This window comes from Janthinobacterium sp. NKUCC06_STL (genome assembly GCF_019345455.1).
Taxonomy (GTDB): domain Bacteria; phylum Pseudomonadota; class Gammaproteobacteria; order Burkholderiales; family Burkholderiaceae_D; genus Janthinobacterium; species Janthinobacterium rivuli.
Genome location: NZ_JAHKQY010000002.1, coordinates 737,264 through 753,789 on the forward strand (window position 1 = coordinate 737,264; position 16,526 = coordinate 753,789).

The window sequence follows — 16,526 nt, forward strand, 5'->3', positions numbered from 1 at the left end:
GGGCATCTGCCATTGCGGCGGGTGGCCAAGCGCCTGTTTTTCAGCCATTCTTAAGGCTGCAGGCGACTGGCGGCGGGCGAGACGGTCAGTGCTGGCCGATCTTCATGATTTTCAGTGCATTCGTGCCGCCGACCTTGCCCATCGGCTCGCCCCAGGTCAGCACGACCGTGTCGCCCTTGGCCACGACTTTATGCTCGACCAGCAAATCTTCCGCCTGCTGCAAGACCTTGTCGCGGTCGGTGCCGGACGTCAGTTCCAGGGTGCTGACGTTGCGGTACAGGGCCAGCTTGCGGCGCGTGCCCACGCTCGGGGTCAGGGCGACGATGGGGATGTCGATGTTGCAACGGCTCATCCATAGTGCCGTCGAACCCGATTCCGTCAGGGTGGCAATCGCTTTGACGCGCAAATGGTGGGCCGTAAACAGGGCGCCGTAGGCGATCGACTGGTCGATGCGCGAGAACGTGGCGTTGAGGAAATCGGCGTCCAGCTTGCAAGTGTCCCATTTCTCCGCGTCCAGGCAGATGGCGGCCATCGCTTCCACCGTTTCGATCGGATAACGCCCCGACGCCGTTTCCGCCGACGTCATGACGGCATCCGTGCCGTCGAGCACGGCATTGGCCACGTCGGACACTTCCGCGCGGGTCGGCACGGCGTTGACGATCATCGATTCCATCATCTGCGTGGCCGTGATCGCCAGCTTGTTCGACGCGCGCGCCATCTTGATCATGCGCTTTTGCAAGGCAGGCACGGCCGCATTGCCCACTTCGACGGCCAGGTCGCCGCGGGCCACCATGATGCCGTCGGAGGCGTCGAGAATTTCTTGCAGCGCAGGAATGGCTTCCGCGCGTTCGATCTTGGCGATCATCATCGGCTTGTGGTCCCACGCTTCGCCGGCGATATTGGCCAGCTGGCGCGCCATCACCATGTCGGTGGCGTTTTTCGGGAACGAGACGGCCACGTAATCGGCCTGGAAGCTCATCGCCGTTTTCACGTCTTCCATATCCTTTGCCGTCAGCGCTGGCGCGGACAAGCCGCCGCCCTGGCGGTTGATGCCCTTGTTGTTCGACAACTCGCCGCCGATCTTGACGGTGGTGTGGATTTCGCTGCCGACGACTTTGTCGACCGTCAGCACGATCAGGCCGTCATTGAGCAGCAATACGTCGGCGGCGCGCAAGTCGCGCGGCAATTCCTTGTAGTCGAGGCCGCAGCGCTCGAGATTGCCCAGTTCACCGTTTTCGCCCCATTTCGCGTCGAGGATGAACTTGGCGCCATTTTCCAGGAAAATCTTGCCTTCTTCAAACTTGCCGACGCGAATCTTCGGGCCTTGCAAGTCGGCCATGATGGCCACTTCGCGGCCGCACAGGGCTGCCGCTTCGCGCACCATGCGGGCGCGGTCGATATGGTCTTGCGCCTTGCCATGCGAAAAGTTCAGGCGCACGACGTCGACGCCGGCCTTGAACATGCGGACCAGGGTATCGATATCGTTCGAAGCGGGGCCGATGGTGGAAACGATCTTGGTGGCGCGTTGCTGTACTTGCATGGTCATGGTTGCTGCTTTCTAAAATAAGTTGCTACAAGGGCCAGCCTTGTGGGCCGGCCGTCCTGGTGCGCTGGATCAGCGGTACTACGTTCTTACTTGGCCGCCATCAGGGCGACCGTGGTGTCCAACATGCGGTTCGAGAAGCCCCACTCGTTGTCGTACCACGACGACACTTTCACGAGGCGGCCCGAAACCTTGGTCAGGGTCGAATCGAAGTTCGACGAAGCCGGGTTGTGGTTGAAATCGATGGAGACGAGCGGTTCCGTCTGGTACGTCAGGATGCCTTTCAGGGCGCCTTCCGACGCCGTTTTCAGCAAGGCGTTGACTTCCTCGACGCTGGTGTCGCGCTTGGCGATGAAGGACAGGTCGACCAGCGACACGTTGATCGTCGGCACGCGGATGGCAAAGCCATCGAGCTTGCCATTGAGTTCCGGCAAGACGAGGCCGACAGCGGCCGCCGCGCCCGTCTTGGTGGGAATCATCGAATGCGTGGCCGAGCGGGCGCGGCGCAAGTCTTCATGCATCACGTCGGAGAGCACCTGGTCATTCGTGTAGGCGTGCACGGTGGTCATCAGGCCCGATTCGATGCCGATGGCGTCGTTGAGCGGTTTGACCAGTGGCGCGAGGCAATTCGTCGTGCACGACGCGTTGGAAATCACGGTGTCCGTGGCTTTCAGCACGTGCTGGTTGACGCCGAACACGATGGTGGCGTCCACGTCCTTGCCGCCCGGTGCGGAAATGATGACTTTTTTCGCCCCGCCCTTCAAATGGGCCGAGGCTTTTTCCTTTGTCGTGAAGAAACCCGTGCATTCGAGCACCACATCAACGCCCAACTCTCCCCACGGTATCAGGGCCGGGTCGCGCTGCGCGAAGACGCGGATGCGGTCGCCATTGACGAGCATGTTTTCGCCATCGATGGTGACGACGCCGGGAAACTTGCCGTGCACCGTGTCGTAGCGCGTCAGATGGGCATTCGACTTGGCGTCGCCCAGGTCATTGATGGCGACGATTTCGATATCCTGCTGCTTGCCGCCTTCATAAAACGCGCGCAAGACGTTGCGGCCGATGCGGCCATAGCCATTGATGGCAACTTTGATGGTCATGCTGTCTCCTTGTTGTTTTCTGCTGAGTTCGTATAGCCAACCCAAGTGCAAGTACCGGGGTCGTACCCTGAGGGTACGACCCCAGCCTTAGCTGTTGGGCTTGATTTTCATTAACCGCTATTCCGCAATCCCGCCGCAATGCCATTAATCGACAAATGTATCCCCGTGCGCGCTGCCGCATCCTGCTTGCCCTCGCGGAAGCGTTTCAACAGCTCCACCTGCACGTGATTGAGCGGGTCGATGTACGGGAAACGGTTGCGTATGGACCGCTGCATCAGCGGATTAGCTTGCTGCAACTCTTCCTGGCCCGTGATCAGTTTCAAGGCGTCCAGGGTGGCCGCGTATTCGGCACGGATGCGCGTGAAGATGGCGTCGCGCAATACTTTATCCTTGACGAGTTCCGCATACTTGCCGGCAATGGCGATGTCGCTCTTGGCCAGCACCATATCCATGTTCGACAGCAAGGACGTGAAGAAGGGCCAGTCCGTGTACATGCCGCGCAGCACGTCCGCGCCGTCGGCCGGATGGGCGGCCAGGTAGGCTTGCACGGCGGAACCAAAGCCGAACCAGCCCGGCAGCATCAAGCGGCATTGCGCCCAGCTCAAGACCCAGGGAATGGCGCGCAAATCCTCGATGGACGTGGATTTCTTGCGCGAGGCGGGACGGCTCCCGATATTCAGGGCGGCAATTTCCGCGATCACCGTCGATTCCCAGAAATACTGTTCAAAGCCTTCCGTGCCGTAGACGAGGTCGCGGTAGGCGTTCAGGGCCGTGCCGGACAGCTCTTCCATCGCGGCCAAATGGCCCGCGCCGGCCGACGCCTTTGGTTGCAACTGCGCCTGCGGCAGCAAGGTCGACTGGATGGTGGCGGCCACCAGCACTTCCAGGTTGCGGCGCCCTACTTCCGGGTTTGCATACTTGGCCGTGATGACTTCACCCTGCTCCGTCAGGCGGATCTGTCCCTGCACGGCGCCGGCCGGCTGGGCCAGGATGGCTTCATAGCTGGGTCCGCCGCCACGGCCGACGGAACCGCCGCGGCCGTGGAACAGACGCAGCTTGATCTGGTATTGCTTGAAGACCGTCACCAGCTCGATCTCGGCCTTGTAGAGTTCCCAGCCGGACGTGAGGAAGCCGCCGTCCTTGTTGCTGTCCGAATAGCCGAGCATGACTTCCTGCTGGTCCGCGCGCGATTCGAGCAAGCCACGGTAGAACGGCAAGCCGAAGGCCCGCGCCATGATGGCGGGGCCGGCGCGCAAGTCGTCGATGGTTTCAAACAGGGGGATGATGTTGACGTCCACTTCGCGGCTGTCCTGGCGCAGCAAGCCCACTTCTTTCAGCAGCAAAGCCACTTCCAGCAAGTCCGAGACGCTGGCCGCCTTGGAGATGATGCAGTTCGGCACCGATTCCTTGCCGTATTTGACGTGCGCTTCGCGTACGGCGCGGAAGATGTCGAGTTCGGACGTCGTTTCTTCCGAGTATTGCGCATACGGCGACGTCAGCAGGCGTGGCGACTCCAGTTCGGCCAGCAGCAAGCTGATGCGCTGCTCTTCGTCGAGGTCCAGGTAGACCAGGCCCGGCTGGGCGCCGGCGAACAGTTCGCCCACGACGCGCTCGTGCACGTCGGAATTCTGGCGCAAGTCGAGCGGCGCCAGCGAGAAACCAAACACCTTGACGGCGCGGCGCAGCTGGCGCAGCCGGCCACGGGCCAGCGCGCGCAAGCCATTGCTGACGAGCGAATGCTGAACCACGTCCAGGTCGGTCAGCAGCTCGGCAGCCGCAGCATAAGGCTGCACACCGTCGGCTTGCCTGCCCTTGCCGGAAAGAACCACGCGCGTGGCATCGAGGCGCGCATGAATGCCATGCAAGGCGCGGCGGTACGGCTCGTCCACGCGGTGCGGCGACGCATCGGCCGAGCGTTCGGCCAGCGCGCGCAGCGGCTCGCTGCACGCGTTCAGTATTTGCGCCAGCGACAGTTGCGAAGCGAGCTTGCGCAATTCACCGAGGTAGAAATCGAGCACTTTGTCGGCCTGTGTTTGCAGGGTGCTGCGCAGGATGTCGGCCGTGACGAAGGGGTTGCCGTCGCGGTCGCCGCCTATCCAGCTGCCGACTTTCATGAAATTGGGCAATTCCGCATCTTCCCAGCGGGCATCGCGCTGGGCCAGCATGGTTTCCAGCGAGGAATACAATTTCGGCAATTCGCGCAAAATCGTGTGGTCGTAGAACGACAGGCCATTGGCCACTTCATCCATGACGGACAGCTTGCTGGTGCGCAGCAGACGCGTCTGCCACAGGGTGACGATGCCGCGGCCCAGCGCTTCTTCGTTTTGCTCGGCTTCTTCCGGCGTCATTTGCACACGGTCGCGCTCGCTCAACAGGCGCGCGATGGCCATCTGGCAATTCTGGATGCTCTTGCGCTGCACTTCCGTCGGGTGCGCCGTGAAGACAGGGCTGACGAACGCATCTTCAAAGAAGGTTTCCAGCGCATCGGCCTTGCCGGCGTCAAACACATTGCCGACGGCATGGCTGAGGCTACCCTGGCGCGGCGGCGAACCGGCGATCAAATGGGCGCGCGTGCGGCGGATGTGATGTTGATCTTCCGCAATATTGGCCAGCAGCGAGAAATAGCTGAAAGCGCGCGTCAATTGCGTGGTTTCTTCCTGCGACAGCGCTTGCAGCGCGTCCGACAGTTGCGCGCGCGCCGCTTCATCATTGTCGCGGCGGAAACGGATGGCCAGCTGGCGCACATGTTCGATGCGCTCGAAGGCGGGATCGCCCAGGTGGTTGCGGATGGCGTCGCCCAGCAGACGGCCCAGCTGGCGGATATCGCTGCTCAGCAGCTCGTCTTTCACTTCATTCATTTGCATGGTATGTATTTCCTGGGGCGGCCACGGCGGCACCGCACAGATTGCGTAGTTCGCGCTTCCCGGCCCGGGAAACGCCCATCGTCGAATTTGTAGTAAATTTACCTTATTGCTTCACCACCCTCTTGATTTCCATCAATAAAAATCCCACCCAAAGGACCATCAAGGGCTTACGAGCTGTTTGCCAAGGCAACAATATGAAAATTTACTACGCATTTAAGCGAAAGGCAATCAACTTTTGTCTTTCAAGGCTGAAAAGTGACGGCGCAACACACACGGCCGGCACTCTCCTGTATGCTGCGGTTGAAACAAGGATGTAATCCACATCTTATGAACGATACCCCATGCGACTGACTGCCTATACCGACTACACCCTGCGCACCCTGATGTACCTGGGCGTGCACCGCGACCGCCTCGTGACCATCCAGGACATCGCCGACCTGCACTCCATCTCGAAGAATCACTTGATGAAGGTGGTGCACCAGCTGGGCCTGTCAGGCATCGTGGAAACGGTGCGCGGGAGAAATGGCGGCCTGCGCCTGGCGCGCGACCCGGCCGAGATCAATATCGGCACCGTTGTGCGCGAGACGGAAAACGATTTTTTCATGGCGGAATGTTTTAACAAGGAAAACAATACCTGCCCGCTCACACCCGATTGCCTGCTGAAGGCCAAGCTGGGCCAGGCCACGGCCGCCTTCCTGGCCGTGCTTGACACGGTGACCCTGGCCTCGATACTCGAAGCGACACCGGGCGCGCCCGCGCTGGCGGCGGGCGTGATTCCCCTGCGCGTGGCAAAGTAAGCGCGCCAAAAACAACAATGCCCGGCGAACCGGGCATTGTTTCTTTCAGCAACTCCTCTACATCAATGCGCGCTGGCACCTGCCGCGCCGATGCCCGTTTCCGAACGCATTTGCTGCGCTTCGTAGCCGGCGCGGTCGATGCGCGCGCGGGGGCTCTTGTCGAGCACGGAGAACAGCCAGATGCCGACGAAGCCGGCCGTCATCGAGAACAGCGCCGGTGAGGCATACGGGAACAGCGCCGCCGGGTGGCCCAGCACGTCGACCCACACGGACTTCGACACCACCGTCAGCGCGACGGCCGTGGTCAAGCCGAGGAAGCCGCCGATGGTGGCGCCCCGCGTGGTGCAGTCTTTCCACAGCACCGACATGAACAGCACGGGGAAGTTGGCCGAGGCGGCGATGGCGAAGGCCAGCGAGACCATGAAGGCGATGTTCTGCTTTTCAAAGGCGATGCCCAGCACCACGGCGATGATGCCCAGCACGATGGTCGTCACGCGCGACACTTTCAATTCATTGGCGCCCGTCGCCTTGCCCTTCTTGATGACGGTCGCATACAGATCGTGCGACACGGCCGACGCACCCGATAAGGTCAATCCCGCCACGACGGCCAGGATGGTGGCGAACGCGACCGCCGACATGAAGCCGAGGAAGACGTTGCCGCCCACGGCCTTGGCCAGATGCACGGCCGCCATGTTGTTGCCGCCCAGCAGCTTGCCGGCCGCATCCTTGAACTCGGGATTGGTGCTCACCAGCACGATGGCGCCAAAACCGATGATGAAGGTCAGAATGTAGAAATAGGCGATCCAGGTGGTGGCCCAGAATACGGATTTGCGCGCTTCCTTGGCGCTCGGCACCGTGAAGAAACGCATCAGGATGTGCGGCAGGCCGGCCGTGCCGAACATCAGCGCCATGCCGAAGGAGATGGCCGAGATCGGGTCCTTGATGAAGGAACCGGGGCCCATGATGGCTTCCTTGGTGGCGTGCACGTCCACCGACTTGGCGAACAGCGCTTCCGGGCTGAAATTGAATTGCGCCAGCACGGCCACGGCCATGAAGGTGGCGCCGCCCAGCAGCATCACGGCCTTGATGATCTGCACCCAGGTGGTGGCCGTCATGCCGCCGAACAGCACGTAAATCATCATCAAGGTACCGACCAGGACGACGGCGATCCAGTATTCGAGGCCGAACAGCAGCTTGATCAGCTGGCCCGCGCCCACCATCTGCGCGATCAGGTAGAACGCCACGACGACGAGGGTGCCGGAAGCGGAAAAGATGCGGATCGGCGCCTGCTTGAAACGGTAGGCGGCCACGTCGGCAAACGTGTAGCGGCCCAGGTTGCGCAAGCGCTCGGCCATCAAAAAGGTGATGATGGGCCAGCCGACGAGAAAGCCGATGGCATAGATCAGGCCATCGTAGCCGTTCAAAAAGACGGCGGCAGAAATGCCGAGGAACGATGCCGCCGACATATAGTCGCCCGCAATCGCCAGGCCATTCTGGAAGCCCGTGATGCCGCCGCCAGCCGTGTAGAAATCGGAAGCCGACTTGGTCTTCGCGGCCGCCCACTTGGTGATGAACAAGGTAAAAATGACGAAGGCGGCGAACATGATGATCGCCGTCCAGTTGGTCGGTTGCTTGACTGCCTGGCCCAGGTCGGCGCCGGCCGCGAACGCGGCATTGCTAGCACCGAGCAAGGCCAAGGCGCTCAGACAGGACACGCCGCGCAGCACATGCTTGGCGGCGCTCATGCCTGCACCCGTGCCTGGATGGCGCTGGTCAGGTCGTCGAATTGCTTGTTGGCGCGGCGCACATAAATGCCGGTGATGACCACGGTAAACACGATGACGAACAGGCCGATCGGCATGCCCCAGGTCATCACGCCCGCACCCGTTTTCGTGGCCAGGAATTCCTTGTTGAAGGCGATGAGCAGGATGTAGCCGTAATACACCAGCATCATCAGGCCCGTCAGCGCCCAGCCGAAGCGGGAACGCACCTTGACCAGCTGATGATAGTTGGGGTCGCCCTTGATTTTTTGAACCAGATCGTCATGCATTGTGTTGCCTCCTGTTATGTAAAAGCGTGCTCTTTTGTGCGAGCTTGGATTCACAGTACAGCGCGAGACTTACCCGCCCCTTACGGCAGCGTTTTTTCTCGCAGGGACAACACAAGGCAGGCAGAAAATCAGTTCAAGGCGGCAGCCGGTCCGAAGAACTCATGGTGCGTCTGCTGTTCCGGCACGCCCAGCTCGCGCAGGTATTGCTTGACGGCCCGCATGAATGGCTGCGGCCCGAGGAAATAAGCATCGACATCGCGCGAGGCCGGCAGCCAGTGATTCAGCTGCTCCTTATTTAGCAAGCCGACGGCGTCTGGCGCATCTTGCTCGCCGCCATGTTCCGCGTAGCAGTAATAACGCTGCAACTGCGGATGCTGCGCGGCCAGTGCATCGATCTGCGCGCGGAACGCGTGCACGCCGTGGTGGCGCGCCGCGTGGATGAAATGCACGGGACGCTTGCCGCGCAGGGCCGCCGTCAGCATGGCCAGGGTCGGCGTGATGCCCACGCCGCCGCTGATCAGCACCAGCGGCTTGTCGCCATCGCGCAGCACGAAGTCGCCCGATGGCGGCGTCAGCTGAACGGTGTCGCCCGCCTGCACGTGATCGTGGAAGAATGTCGACACCTTGCCGCCCGCTTCGCGCTTGACGCTGATGCGGTAGGTCTGGCCATTGCTGGCGGCAGACAAGGAATACTGGCGGCGCATGGGCACCCCATCGACCGTGGCCAGCACGCCGATGTACTGGCCTGGCGCAAAGTCGAGCACGGGCTGGCCATCGGCGGGCGCCAGCAGGAAGGAGGTGATCTCTTCGCTTTCCACCGTCTTGCTGCGCACTAAAAAATCGCGCGCGCCGCTCCAGCCACCCGGCGCGGCCGCTTGCGCCTTGTAGATGCGCCCTTCTTCGCCAGCCAGGATGTCGGCCAGCTGGCCATACGCCGCGCCCCAGGCATCGATGACGGCGTCGCTGGCGACTTCTACACCCAGCACTTCGCGGATCGCCTGCAGCAGGCTGGCGCCGACCAGCGGATAGTGCTCGGCGCGAATTTGCAGGGCTACGTGTTTGTTGACGATGGTCGACACGAGATCACCGAGCGCATCGAGTTGATCGATATGTTTGGCATACATCAGCACGCCATTCGCCAACGCGCGCTGCTGGTCGCCGCTGTGCTGGTGGGCCTGGTTAAAGTACGGCAGCACTTCGGGATGGTCGCGGAACAGATTCTTGTAAAAGTGGCGCGTCAGCGCTTCGCCGCCCTGCTCGAGGATGGGGACGGTGGCCGTGATGATGGCGCGTTGTTCTTGGGTCAGCATGTAAAACTCCTGTGTGTCTGTGTATATGTGGGTAAGCGGTCTCAGGCCAGTGACTCAATAGCGGGATAGAGATCATGATCTTCGCGGCGCATGCGCTGGAACAGCGCGTGCAGGACGGTATTGGCTTCGCTGCGGAAGGCTTCCGGTTCCGCTTCCAGGCGCACGGGCGTATTCCAGCGGCCAGCGAAATCGAGGTAGGCGCCGGCGATGCCGTGCATTTCGTTTTCGTACTGGCGTCCCAGTTGTGCCACCTTGGCCACGCCGGACGCTTGCGCGGCCGGATACAGGTAGCGCTGCTCGACGGCCAGGTGCAGCTTGATCAAGCCGCTCATGGCGATGATCTGGTCGGCAATGGCCTGTGCCTGCGCGGCCACACCGCCGCGCGCCAGCCGGCGCAAGTCGCCGATGGCGGCCAGGATGGCCAGGTGCTGCTGTTTGAATTTGTCGATATTCATGGCGTGTTTCTCTTGTTGAGTGTTGCCAGTGTAGCGGAATTCGCTTAAACATGCAAATTGCATGCATCTTTAATTCACGAGTGTTTCCTACGGGAATCTGGATCGAGATGCGCCACTATGTGCGGCACAGAACACAAGCTAAGGCCACGCTTGCCTATACTTTATTCATCACAGCGCGTGCCCGTTTGCGGCCGTGCCGCACCCTCCACTCCAGCCAAGGATCAGCATGAGAATGAAGACGGACACTGTCAAAGCGGGCACAGGCCAGGCGCAGCAACTGGCCGGCATCATCAACGAACACCACACGGAACTGCTGGACGGCTGGATGGCCGGCCTGATCGCCCGCCTGGTGCGGCGCGACAAGATCGCCGAAAACGAGCTGCGCCAGCAGGCATCGCAATTGCTGCCGCTGCTGGCGAGCGCGCTGGAAAGCGGCGACTCGTTCGACATCGAAGGCGGCGCCTGGGACGATACGCGCCAGCTGATCGCTGAAATATCGCAGTCGCGCGTGCGCCAGGGCTATTCGCCGATCGACACGGCCAGTTTCATGTTCGCCTTGAAGGAGCCGCTGTTCGGCTACCTGCGCAAGGCAACCACGGCGCAGCCGGAGCAGCTGGGCGACGCCATCGTCAGCACCAGCAAACTGTTCGACGAGCTGGGCCTGCTGACCATCGCCATCTACCAGAAGGCGCGCGAACAGGTGATATTGCGCCAGCAGCAGGAATTGCTGGAGCTGTCCACGCCCGTGGTGCAGCTGTGGCAAAACGTGCTGGCCCTGCCCCTGATCGGCACCCTGGATAGCGCGCGCACGCAGGTGGTGATGGAAAGCCTGCTGCAAAAGATCGTCGACACGGGCGCCCTGATCGCCATCATCGACATCACGGGCGTGCCGACCGTCGACACCCTGGTGGCGCAGCACCTGCTGAAAACCATCGCCGCCGCGCGCCTGATGGGCGCCGACTGCATCATCAGCGGCATCCGCCCGCAGATCGCGCAAACCATCGTGCACCTGGGCGTCAACCTGGAAGACGTGATGACCAAGGCCACGCTGGCCGACGCCTTCGTCGTGGCCCTGAAACGCACGGGCTCCAGCATCACCTACCAGCAGCAACCACACTGAGGCGCCTATGGATAGAATCCCCATTTTACGCATGGGCCGGCTGCTGCTGGTGACAATCCAGGTGGACATGCATGACCGCCTGGCGATGACCTTGCAGGACGACCTGACCACCCGCATCGTGACGGACCGCGCCACGGGCGTGCTGATCGACATTTCCGCACTCGACATCGTCGACTCCTTCATCGGCCGCATGATCAGCAACACGGCGGCGATGGCAAAGATCCTCGACGCGCGCACCGTCGTCGTCGGCATGCAGCCGGCCGTCGCCATCACCCTGGTGGAACTGGGGCTGACGCTGGAAGGCGTGAGCACGGCGCTCAACGTGGAACTGGGCATCAAGATGCTGGAACGGGGCGGCGCATGCGCATGACGGGGGCGCCATGCTAGGCGCGCAGGCACAGGCAGGAATGCAACAGGCACAGCAGATCCTGCCCCTGTACAACGACGAAGACGTCGTGCGGCTGCGCAAGCAGGTACGCGACAGCATGGTCGCCATGGGGTTTGGCCTGATCGAACAGACCAAGATCATCACGGCGGCCAGCGAACTGGCGCGCAACACCCTGCGCTACGGCGGCGGCGGCGAAGCGCGCATCGCGCGCGTCTGCGATGGCGCGCGGCAGGGACTGGAACTGCGCTTTGTCGATGCGGGACCGGGCATCGACGATATTCCCCTGGCGCTGACCGATGGCTACACCAGCGGCGGCGGGCTGGGACTGGGGCTGGGCGGCGCCAAGCGCCTGGCCGACGCATTTCACATCGACACGGCGCCCGGCGCGGGCACCACCGTCACCATCGCGAAATGGAAGCTGTTTTGAACCACATCGAGCAAGCCCCTGACATAGCCAGGCAACGCAGTTTTCCCATCAGCGAGCCGAGCGAAATCGCAGCGGCCCGCCGCGCCGGCAACGAACTGGCGCGCCGCATCGGCTTCGACGACGTGCGCACGGGCCAGCTGGCCATCATCATCAGCGAGGCGGCGACCAACATCGTCAAGCACGCGCAGCGCGGCGAAATCCTGCTACGCAAGGTGCTGCGCGGCGGCACCAGCGGCATCGAAGTGCTGGCCATCGACAACGGCCCCGGCATGGGCAATGTACGCCAGCACATGGCCGATGGCCATTCCACCACGGGCACCTACGGCGTGGGCCTGGGCGCGATACGCCGCCTGGGCCAGGAATTCGACCTGTACACGGCGCCCGGCAAGGGCACGGTGCTGATGGTGGTGGTCTGGGGGCAGCACGCCAGCAGCGCCATTCCCGCCCATCCGAACTGGCGCATCGGCGCCGTATGCCTGCCGCTGCCCTCGGAACAGGTGTGCGGCGACGCCTGGAACGTCGTCTGCGAAGGCCATGAACTGAGCTTGCTGGTGGCGGACGGCCTGGGTCACGGCCCGCTGGCGGCGCGCGCCTCGGAACGCGCCAGCGCCTTGCTGGAAACTGACACACCCGGCTTGCCGCCCCTGCCCGCCCCCTTCATCGAACTGGCCCACGGCGCCCTGCGCACCACGCGCGGCGCGGCCATGGCGGTGGCGCACATCGACAGCGCGCGGCGCGAATTGCGCTTTGCCGGCGTGGGCAACATCGCCGCCTGCGCCTTCGACGCGCAGCAGCGCCGGCATCTGCTGTCGCATAACGGCATCGTCGGCAGCAACCTGCGCAAGGTGCAGGAATTTTGCTATCCGTGGCAGCTGGGCGCGACCTTGATCATGCACTCGGACGGCCTGCACACGCGCTGGGACCTGGAACAGTATCCGGGCCTGGCGCAATGCCACCCCAGCCTCGTCGCCGCCGTGCTGTACCGCGATTTTGCGCGCGGGCGCGACGACGTCACGGTGGTGGTGCTGCGCGAACATGAGGAATGCCAGGCCGCCGCCGAAGAAAGGAGCGAAACAACATGACGCAACGCATATTGACGGCGCATATCGGCAGCGAACTCGATGTGGTGGGAGCGCGCCAGCGCGCGCGCCAAATCGCCGCCCTGTGCGGCTTCGGCGTGCAGGACCAGGTGCGCATCGCCACGGCCGTGTCGGAACTGGCGCGCAACGTCTACAACTACGCCGGCAGCGGCAAGGTGCATTTCGCCATCGATGGCCAGACGGCGCCGCAGGTACTCAGCATCCGCATCGAGGACCAGGGCCCCGGCATCGCGCAGCTCGACAAGATACTGGCCGGCACCTACCGCTCGCCGACGGGCATGGGCCTGGGCATCCTGGGCGCCCAGCGCCTGATGGACCGCTGCCATATCCACAGCACGCCGGGCGAAGGCACGCAGATCACGCTGCACAAGCTGTTCCCGCGCGACGCGCCCCTGCTCGACGGCAGCATGATCGGCACGCTGTCCGGCAGCCTGCAGGCGCTGCCCTCGGATATCACGCTGTCCGAAGTGCAGCAGCAGAACCGCGAACTATTGACCACCCTGGCCGAACTGAAGACACGCCAGGACGACCTGCTGCAACTGACGCGCGAACTGGAAGACACCAACCGGGGCGTGGTGGCGCTGTTCGCGGAACTCGACGAAAAAGCCGACCACCTGCGCCGCGCCGACCAGATGAAATCGCGCTTCCTGTCGAACATGAGCCATGAATTCCGCACGCCGCTCAGTTCCATCCGCGCCCTGTCCAAGCTGCTGCTCGACCGCATCGACGGCGAGCTGTCCGAGGAACAGGAAAAGCAGGTGCTGTTCATCCTGCAAAGCGCCGTCAGCCTGAGCGACCTGGTGAACGACCTGCTGGACCTGGCCAAGATCGAGGCGGGCAAGGTCGACGTGCACGCCAACAGTTTCCAGGTGGCCGACCTGTTCAGCGCCCTGCGCGGCATGCTGCGCCCGCTGCTGGTGTCCGAGTCGCTGACCCTGACCTTCATCGATCCCGACCCGGCGCTGCACATCCACACGGATGAAGGCAAGCTGTCGCAAATCCTGCGCAACTTCATCGCCAACGCCCTGAAGTTCACGGAAGCGGGCGCCATCATCGTCAGCGCCACGCCCTTGCCGGAGCAGGATGCCATCCGCTTTTCCGTCTCCGACACGGGCCTGGGCATCGCCGCCGAAGACGTGCAGCTGATCTTCGAGGAATTCAGCCAGGTGGAAAACCACATGCAGCGCAAGGTCAAGGGCACGGGCCTGGGCCTGCCCCTGTGCCGCAACCTGGCCACCCTGCTCAATGGCACGGTGAGCGTGGAAAGCACGCCTGGCGAGGGTTCGTTGTTTTCCGTCGTCCTGCCCACCAGCTACCATGCGCCCGAAGGCAGCCTGCCGCCCAGCGCGCCGGCCAACGACAATGGCAACGACCAGCGCATCGGCGTGCTGGTGGTGGAAGACAATCCGCCCGTGCGCCTGCTGTATGAAAAATTTGTGGCCGGCAGCGAATTTCGCGTCGTTCCCGCGCGCAGCGTGCGCGAGGCGCAGGAACGCTGGGAACAACAGCGCCCCGCCGCCGTCATCCTCGACATCATGCTGCACGGCGAAACGGCCTGGCACTGGCTGGCCGAGCTGAAAAACGATCCGCTGCGGCGCCAGGTGCCCGTCATCGTCGCCACCGAGATCGACGACGTGCGCAAGGGCCTGGCCCTGGGCGCCGACGCCTACTACGTCAAGCCGCTGTCGCGCCAGCAATTGCTGGCGACCCTGCGCGCGCTGATCGGCAATACACACCACCGGCAAGAGCCGGTTCCGCCGCAAGGCACAACCACCTGGGACAATGCGCATGCTACCGGATAACAACAGCGATGCTCTGATCCTGAACGTCGATGACAGCGATGGCGCACGCTACGCCAAATCGCGCATCCTCAAACGCGCCGGCTTCAAGGTCATCGAAGCCTCGAACGGCGGCGACGCGCTGCTGCGCGCCCGCCAGGACCGCCCCAACCTGATCCTCCTCGACGTCAAGCTGCCCGACATCAACGGCCTGGAAGTGTGCCGCCAACTGAAGGGCGGCGCCGAGACGAACACCATCCTGGTGCTGCAGACGTCCGCTTCCTGCATCGGCACGGCCGACAAGATCCGCGCCCTCGATGGCGGTGCAGACAATTATCTGGTCGAGCCGATCGAGGCCGATGAACTGATCGCCAACGTCAAGGCGCTGCTGCGCCTGGGACGGGTCGAGCGCGCGCTGCGCGACGTGGACCGCCGCAAGGATGAATTCCTGGCCACCCTGGCGCACGAATTGCGCAACCCGCTGGGCCCCATCCGCACGGCGCTGGCCCTGCTGTGCAAGCTCGACCCCGTCGTGCCAGCCGTGCAGGACAATGCGCGCCGCACCATCGGCCGCCACACGGACCACCTGGTGCGCCTGGTGGACGACCTGCTCGACGTGTCGCGCATCTCGCAGGGGAAAATCTCGCTGCAGTGGGAAAGCGTGAGCCTGGCCAGCGTCATCCGCAGCGCACTGGAAACGAGTTCGCACAGCGTCGAGGCGCGCGGCCATGCGCTGGACGTGAACTTGCCCAAGGAAGAATTGTGGGTCTGCGGCGACGCCGTGCGCCTGTCGCAGATCGTCGCCAACCTGCTGCTCAACGCGGCCAAGTTCACGGCGCCGGGCGGGCGCATCACCATCACCGCCGTGCGCGAAGGCGACAATGTGCGCATCCGCCTGAGCGACAACGGCATCGGCATCGCCGCCGCCAATATCGACAGCATCTTCGGCCTGTTCGAGCAAAGCGGCCACTCGCCCGACCGGGTACAGGATGGCCTGGGCATCGGCCTGTCGCTGGTGCGCAACCTGGTGACCCTGCACGGCGGCCAGGTCAGCGTGCACAGCCCCGGCGTCGGGCTGGGCAGCACCTTCGAAGTCATCCTGCCGCTCGACGCCAACCTGCCGCAGCCGGCCGCGCCAGTGCCGGCCGCGCCGGTGCCGGAAGCGGCCACCGGCGGCAGCCAGCGCATCCTCGTCGTCGACGACAACTGCGATGCGGCCGACACCCTGGCCGAACTGCTGGAAATGTACGGCCACACGGTGCGCACGGCCTACACGGGCACGCAAGCGACCGAGCGCACCCTGGAATTCAAGCCCGACATCGTCTTTCTCGACATCGGCCTGCCCGACATGAGCGGCTACGACGTGGCAATCAAACTGCGCCAGTTGCCGATACCGCAGCAATTCCTGCTCGTCGCGCTGACCGGCTATGGCCAGGAACACGACCGGCAGGCGGCCCTGGCGTCGGGTTTCAACGAGCACTTTGCCAAGCCCGTCGATTTCGGCAAGCTGGCCATGCTGGGATTGCATATCGCGCCATGAGCGGGGATGGCGGCTGCGTGTTGCCAGGGCGTCCGCTATAATCGGCGGCCGCCT

The 16,526-nt window shown here is 63.3% G+C and carries 14 protein-coding genes; 7 read left to right on the plus strand and 7 right to left on the minus strand.

The window, feature by feature from the left end; genetic code table 11:
* Positions 1 to 85 precede the first annotated feature (85 nt).
* From pyk to ppc, 3 genes are all read right to left on the minus strand, one after another.
* Entirely contained in the window at positions 86 to 1,546 is a 1,461-nt protein-coding gene (gene pyk / locus KO539_RS12355; protein ID WP_081922461.1) for a pyruvate kinase, read from the minus strand.
* A gap of 86 nt (positions 1,547 to 1,632) precedes the next feature.
* A complete protein-coding gene (gap, locus tag KO539_RS12360; RefSeq protein ID WP_099402139.1) occupies positions 1,633 to 2,643 on the minus strand; it encodes a type I glyceraldehyde-3-phosphate dehydrogenase in 1,011 nt (336 codons plus the stop codon).
* A 110-nt stretch (positions 2,644 to 2,753) separates the two neighbouring features.
* Complete coding sequence (gene ppc / locus KO539_RS12365; RefSeq protein ID WP_219309646.1) at positions 2,754 to 5,507, minus strand: phosphoenolpyruvate carboxylase; 2,754 nt, start codon at positions 5,505 to 5,507, stop codon at positions 2,754 to 2,756.
* A gap of 341 nt (positions 5,508 to 5,848) precedes the next feature.
* Here ppc and KO539_RS12370 point away from each other — a divergent pair, with 341 nt between their 5' ends.
* Positions 5,849 to 6,304 carry an Rrf2 family transcriptional regulator gene (locus KO539_RS12370; protein WP_219309648.1) on the plus strand — a complete coding sequence of 152 codons (456 nt, stop codon included), beginning with the start codon at positions 5,849 to 5,851 and terminating at the stop codon, positions 6,302 to 6,304.
* A 62-nt stretch (positions 6,305 to 6,366) separates the two neighbouring features.
* Here KO539_RS12370 and KO539_RS12375 read toward each other — a convergent pair whose 3' ends face one another.
* The 4 genes from KO539_RS12375 to KO539_RS12390 all read right to left on the minus strand — a co-directional run bounded on the left by KO539_RS12375 (position 6,367) and on the right by KO539_RS12390 (position 10,119).
* Positions 6,367 to 8,049 carry a cation acetate symporter gene (locus tag KO539_RS12375; protein ID WP_219309650.1) on the minus strand — a complete coding sequence of 561 codons (1,683 nt, stop codon included), beginning with the start codon at positions 8,047 to 8,049 and terminating at the stop codon, positions 6,367 to 6,369.
* Positions 8,046 to 8,354, minus strand: coding sequence for a DUF485 domain-containing protein (locus KO539_RS12380; RefSeq protein ID WP_219309652.1), 309 nt, complete (start codon positions 8,352 to 8,354; stop codon positions 8,046 to 8,048). The genes KO539_RS12375 and KO539_RS12380 overlap by 4 nt, the downstream gene beginning before the upstream one ends.
* A gap of 128 nt (positions 8,355 to 8,482) precedes the next feature.
* On the minus strand, positions 8,483 to 9,664 hold the full coding sequence (gene hmpA / locus KO539_RS12385; RefSeq protein WP_219309654.1) for an NO-inducible flavohemoprotein: 1,182 nt from the start codon (positions 9,662 to 9,664) through the stop codon (positions 8,483 to 8,485).
* Between the two features lie 41 nt (positions 9,665 to 9,705).
* Positions 9,706 to 10,119 (minus strand): hemerythrin domain-containing protein, encoded by a 414-nt coding sequence (locus KO539_RS12390; protein ID WP_219309657.1) that lies wholly within the window; start codon positions 10,117 to 10,119, stop codon positions 9,706 to 9,708.
* Positions 10,120 to 10,351: 232 nt separating this feature from the next.
* Here KO539_RS12390 and KO539_RS12395 point away from each other — a divergent pair, with 232 nt between their 5' ends.
* From KO539_RS12395 to KO539_RS12420, 6 genes are read left to right on the plus strand one after another with little or no spacing between them, the layout of a single operon-like run.
* Positions 10,352 to 11,239 carry an STAS domain-containing protein gene (locus KO539_RS12395; protein WP_219309660.1) on the plus strand — a complete coding sequence of 296 codons (888 nt, stop codon included), beginning with the start codon at positions 10,352 to 10,354 and terminating at the stop codon, positions 11,237 to 11,239.
* A 7-nt stretch (positions 11,240 to 11,246) separates the two neighbouring features.
* A complete protein-coding gene (locus tag KO539_RS12400) occupies positions 11,247 to 11,609 on the plus strand; it encodes an STAS domain-containing protein (protein ID WP_219309663.1) in 363 nt (120 codons plus the stop codon).
* A 37-nt stretch (positions 11,610 to 11,646) separates the two neighbouring features.
* Positions 11,647 to 12,054 (plus strand): ATP-binding protein, encoded by a 408-nt coding sequence (locus KO539_RS12405; RefSeq protein ID WP_219309665.1) that lies wholly within the window; start codon positions 11,647 to 11,649, stop codon positions 12,052 to 12,054.
* The gene (locus tag KO539_RS12410) at positions 12,051 to 13,136 is read left to right on the plus strand and encodes an ATP-binding SpoIIE family protein phosphatase (RefSeq protein WP_257626250.1); all 1,086 of its coding nucleotides are present in this window, start codon (positions 12,051 to 12,053) and stop codon (positions 13,134 to 13,136) included. Before KO539_RS12405 ends, KO539_RS12410 begins: the two co-directional genes overlap by 4 nt.
* Entirely contained in the window at positions 13,133 to 14,956 is a 1,824-nt protein-coding gene (locus KO539_RS12415) for an ATP-binding protein (protein ID WP_219309670.1), read from the plus strand. The genes KO539_RS12410 and KO539_RS12415 overlap by 4 nt, the downstream gene beginning before the upstream one ends.
* On the plus strand, positions 14,943 to 16,472 hold the full coding sequence (locus KO539_RS12420; RefSeq protein WP_219309682.1) for a response regulator: 1,530 nt from the start codon (positions 14,943 to 14,945) through the stop codon (positions 16,470 to 16,472). Before KO539_RS12415 ends, KO539_RS12420 begins: the two co-directional genes overlap by 14 nt.
* The last annotated feature ends 54 nt before the right edge of the window (positions 16,473 to 16,526 follow it).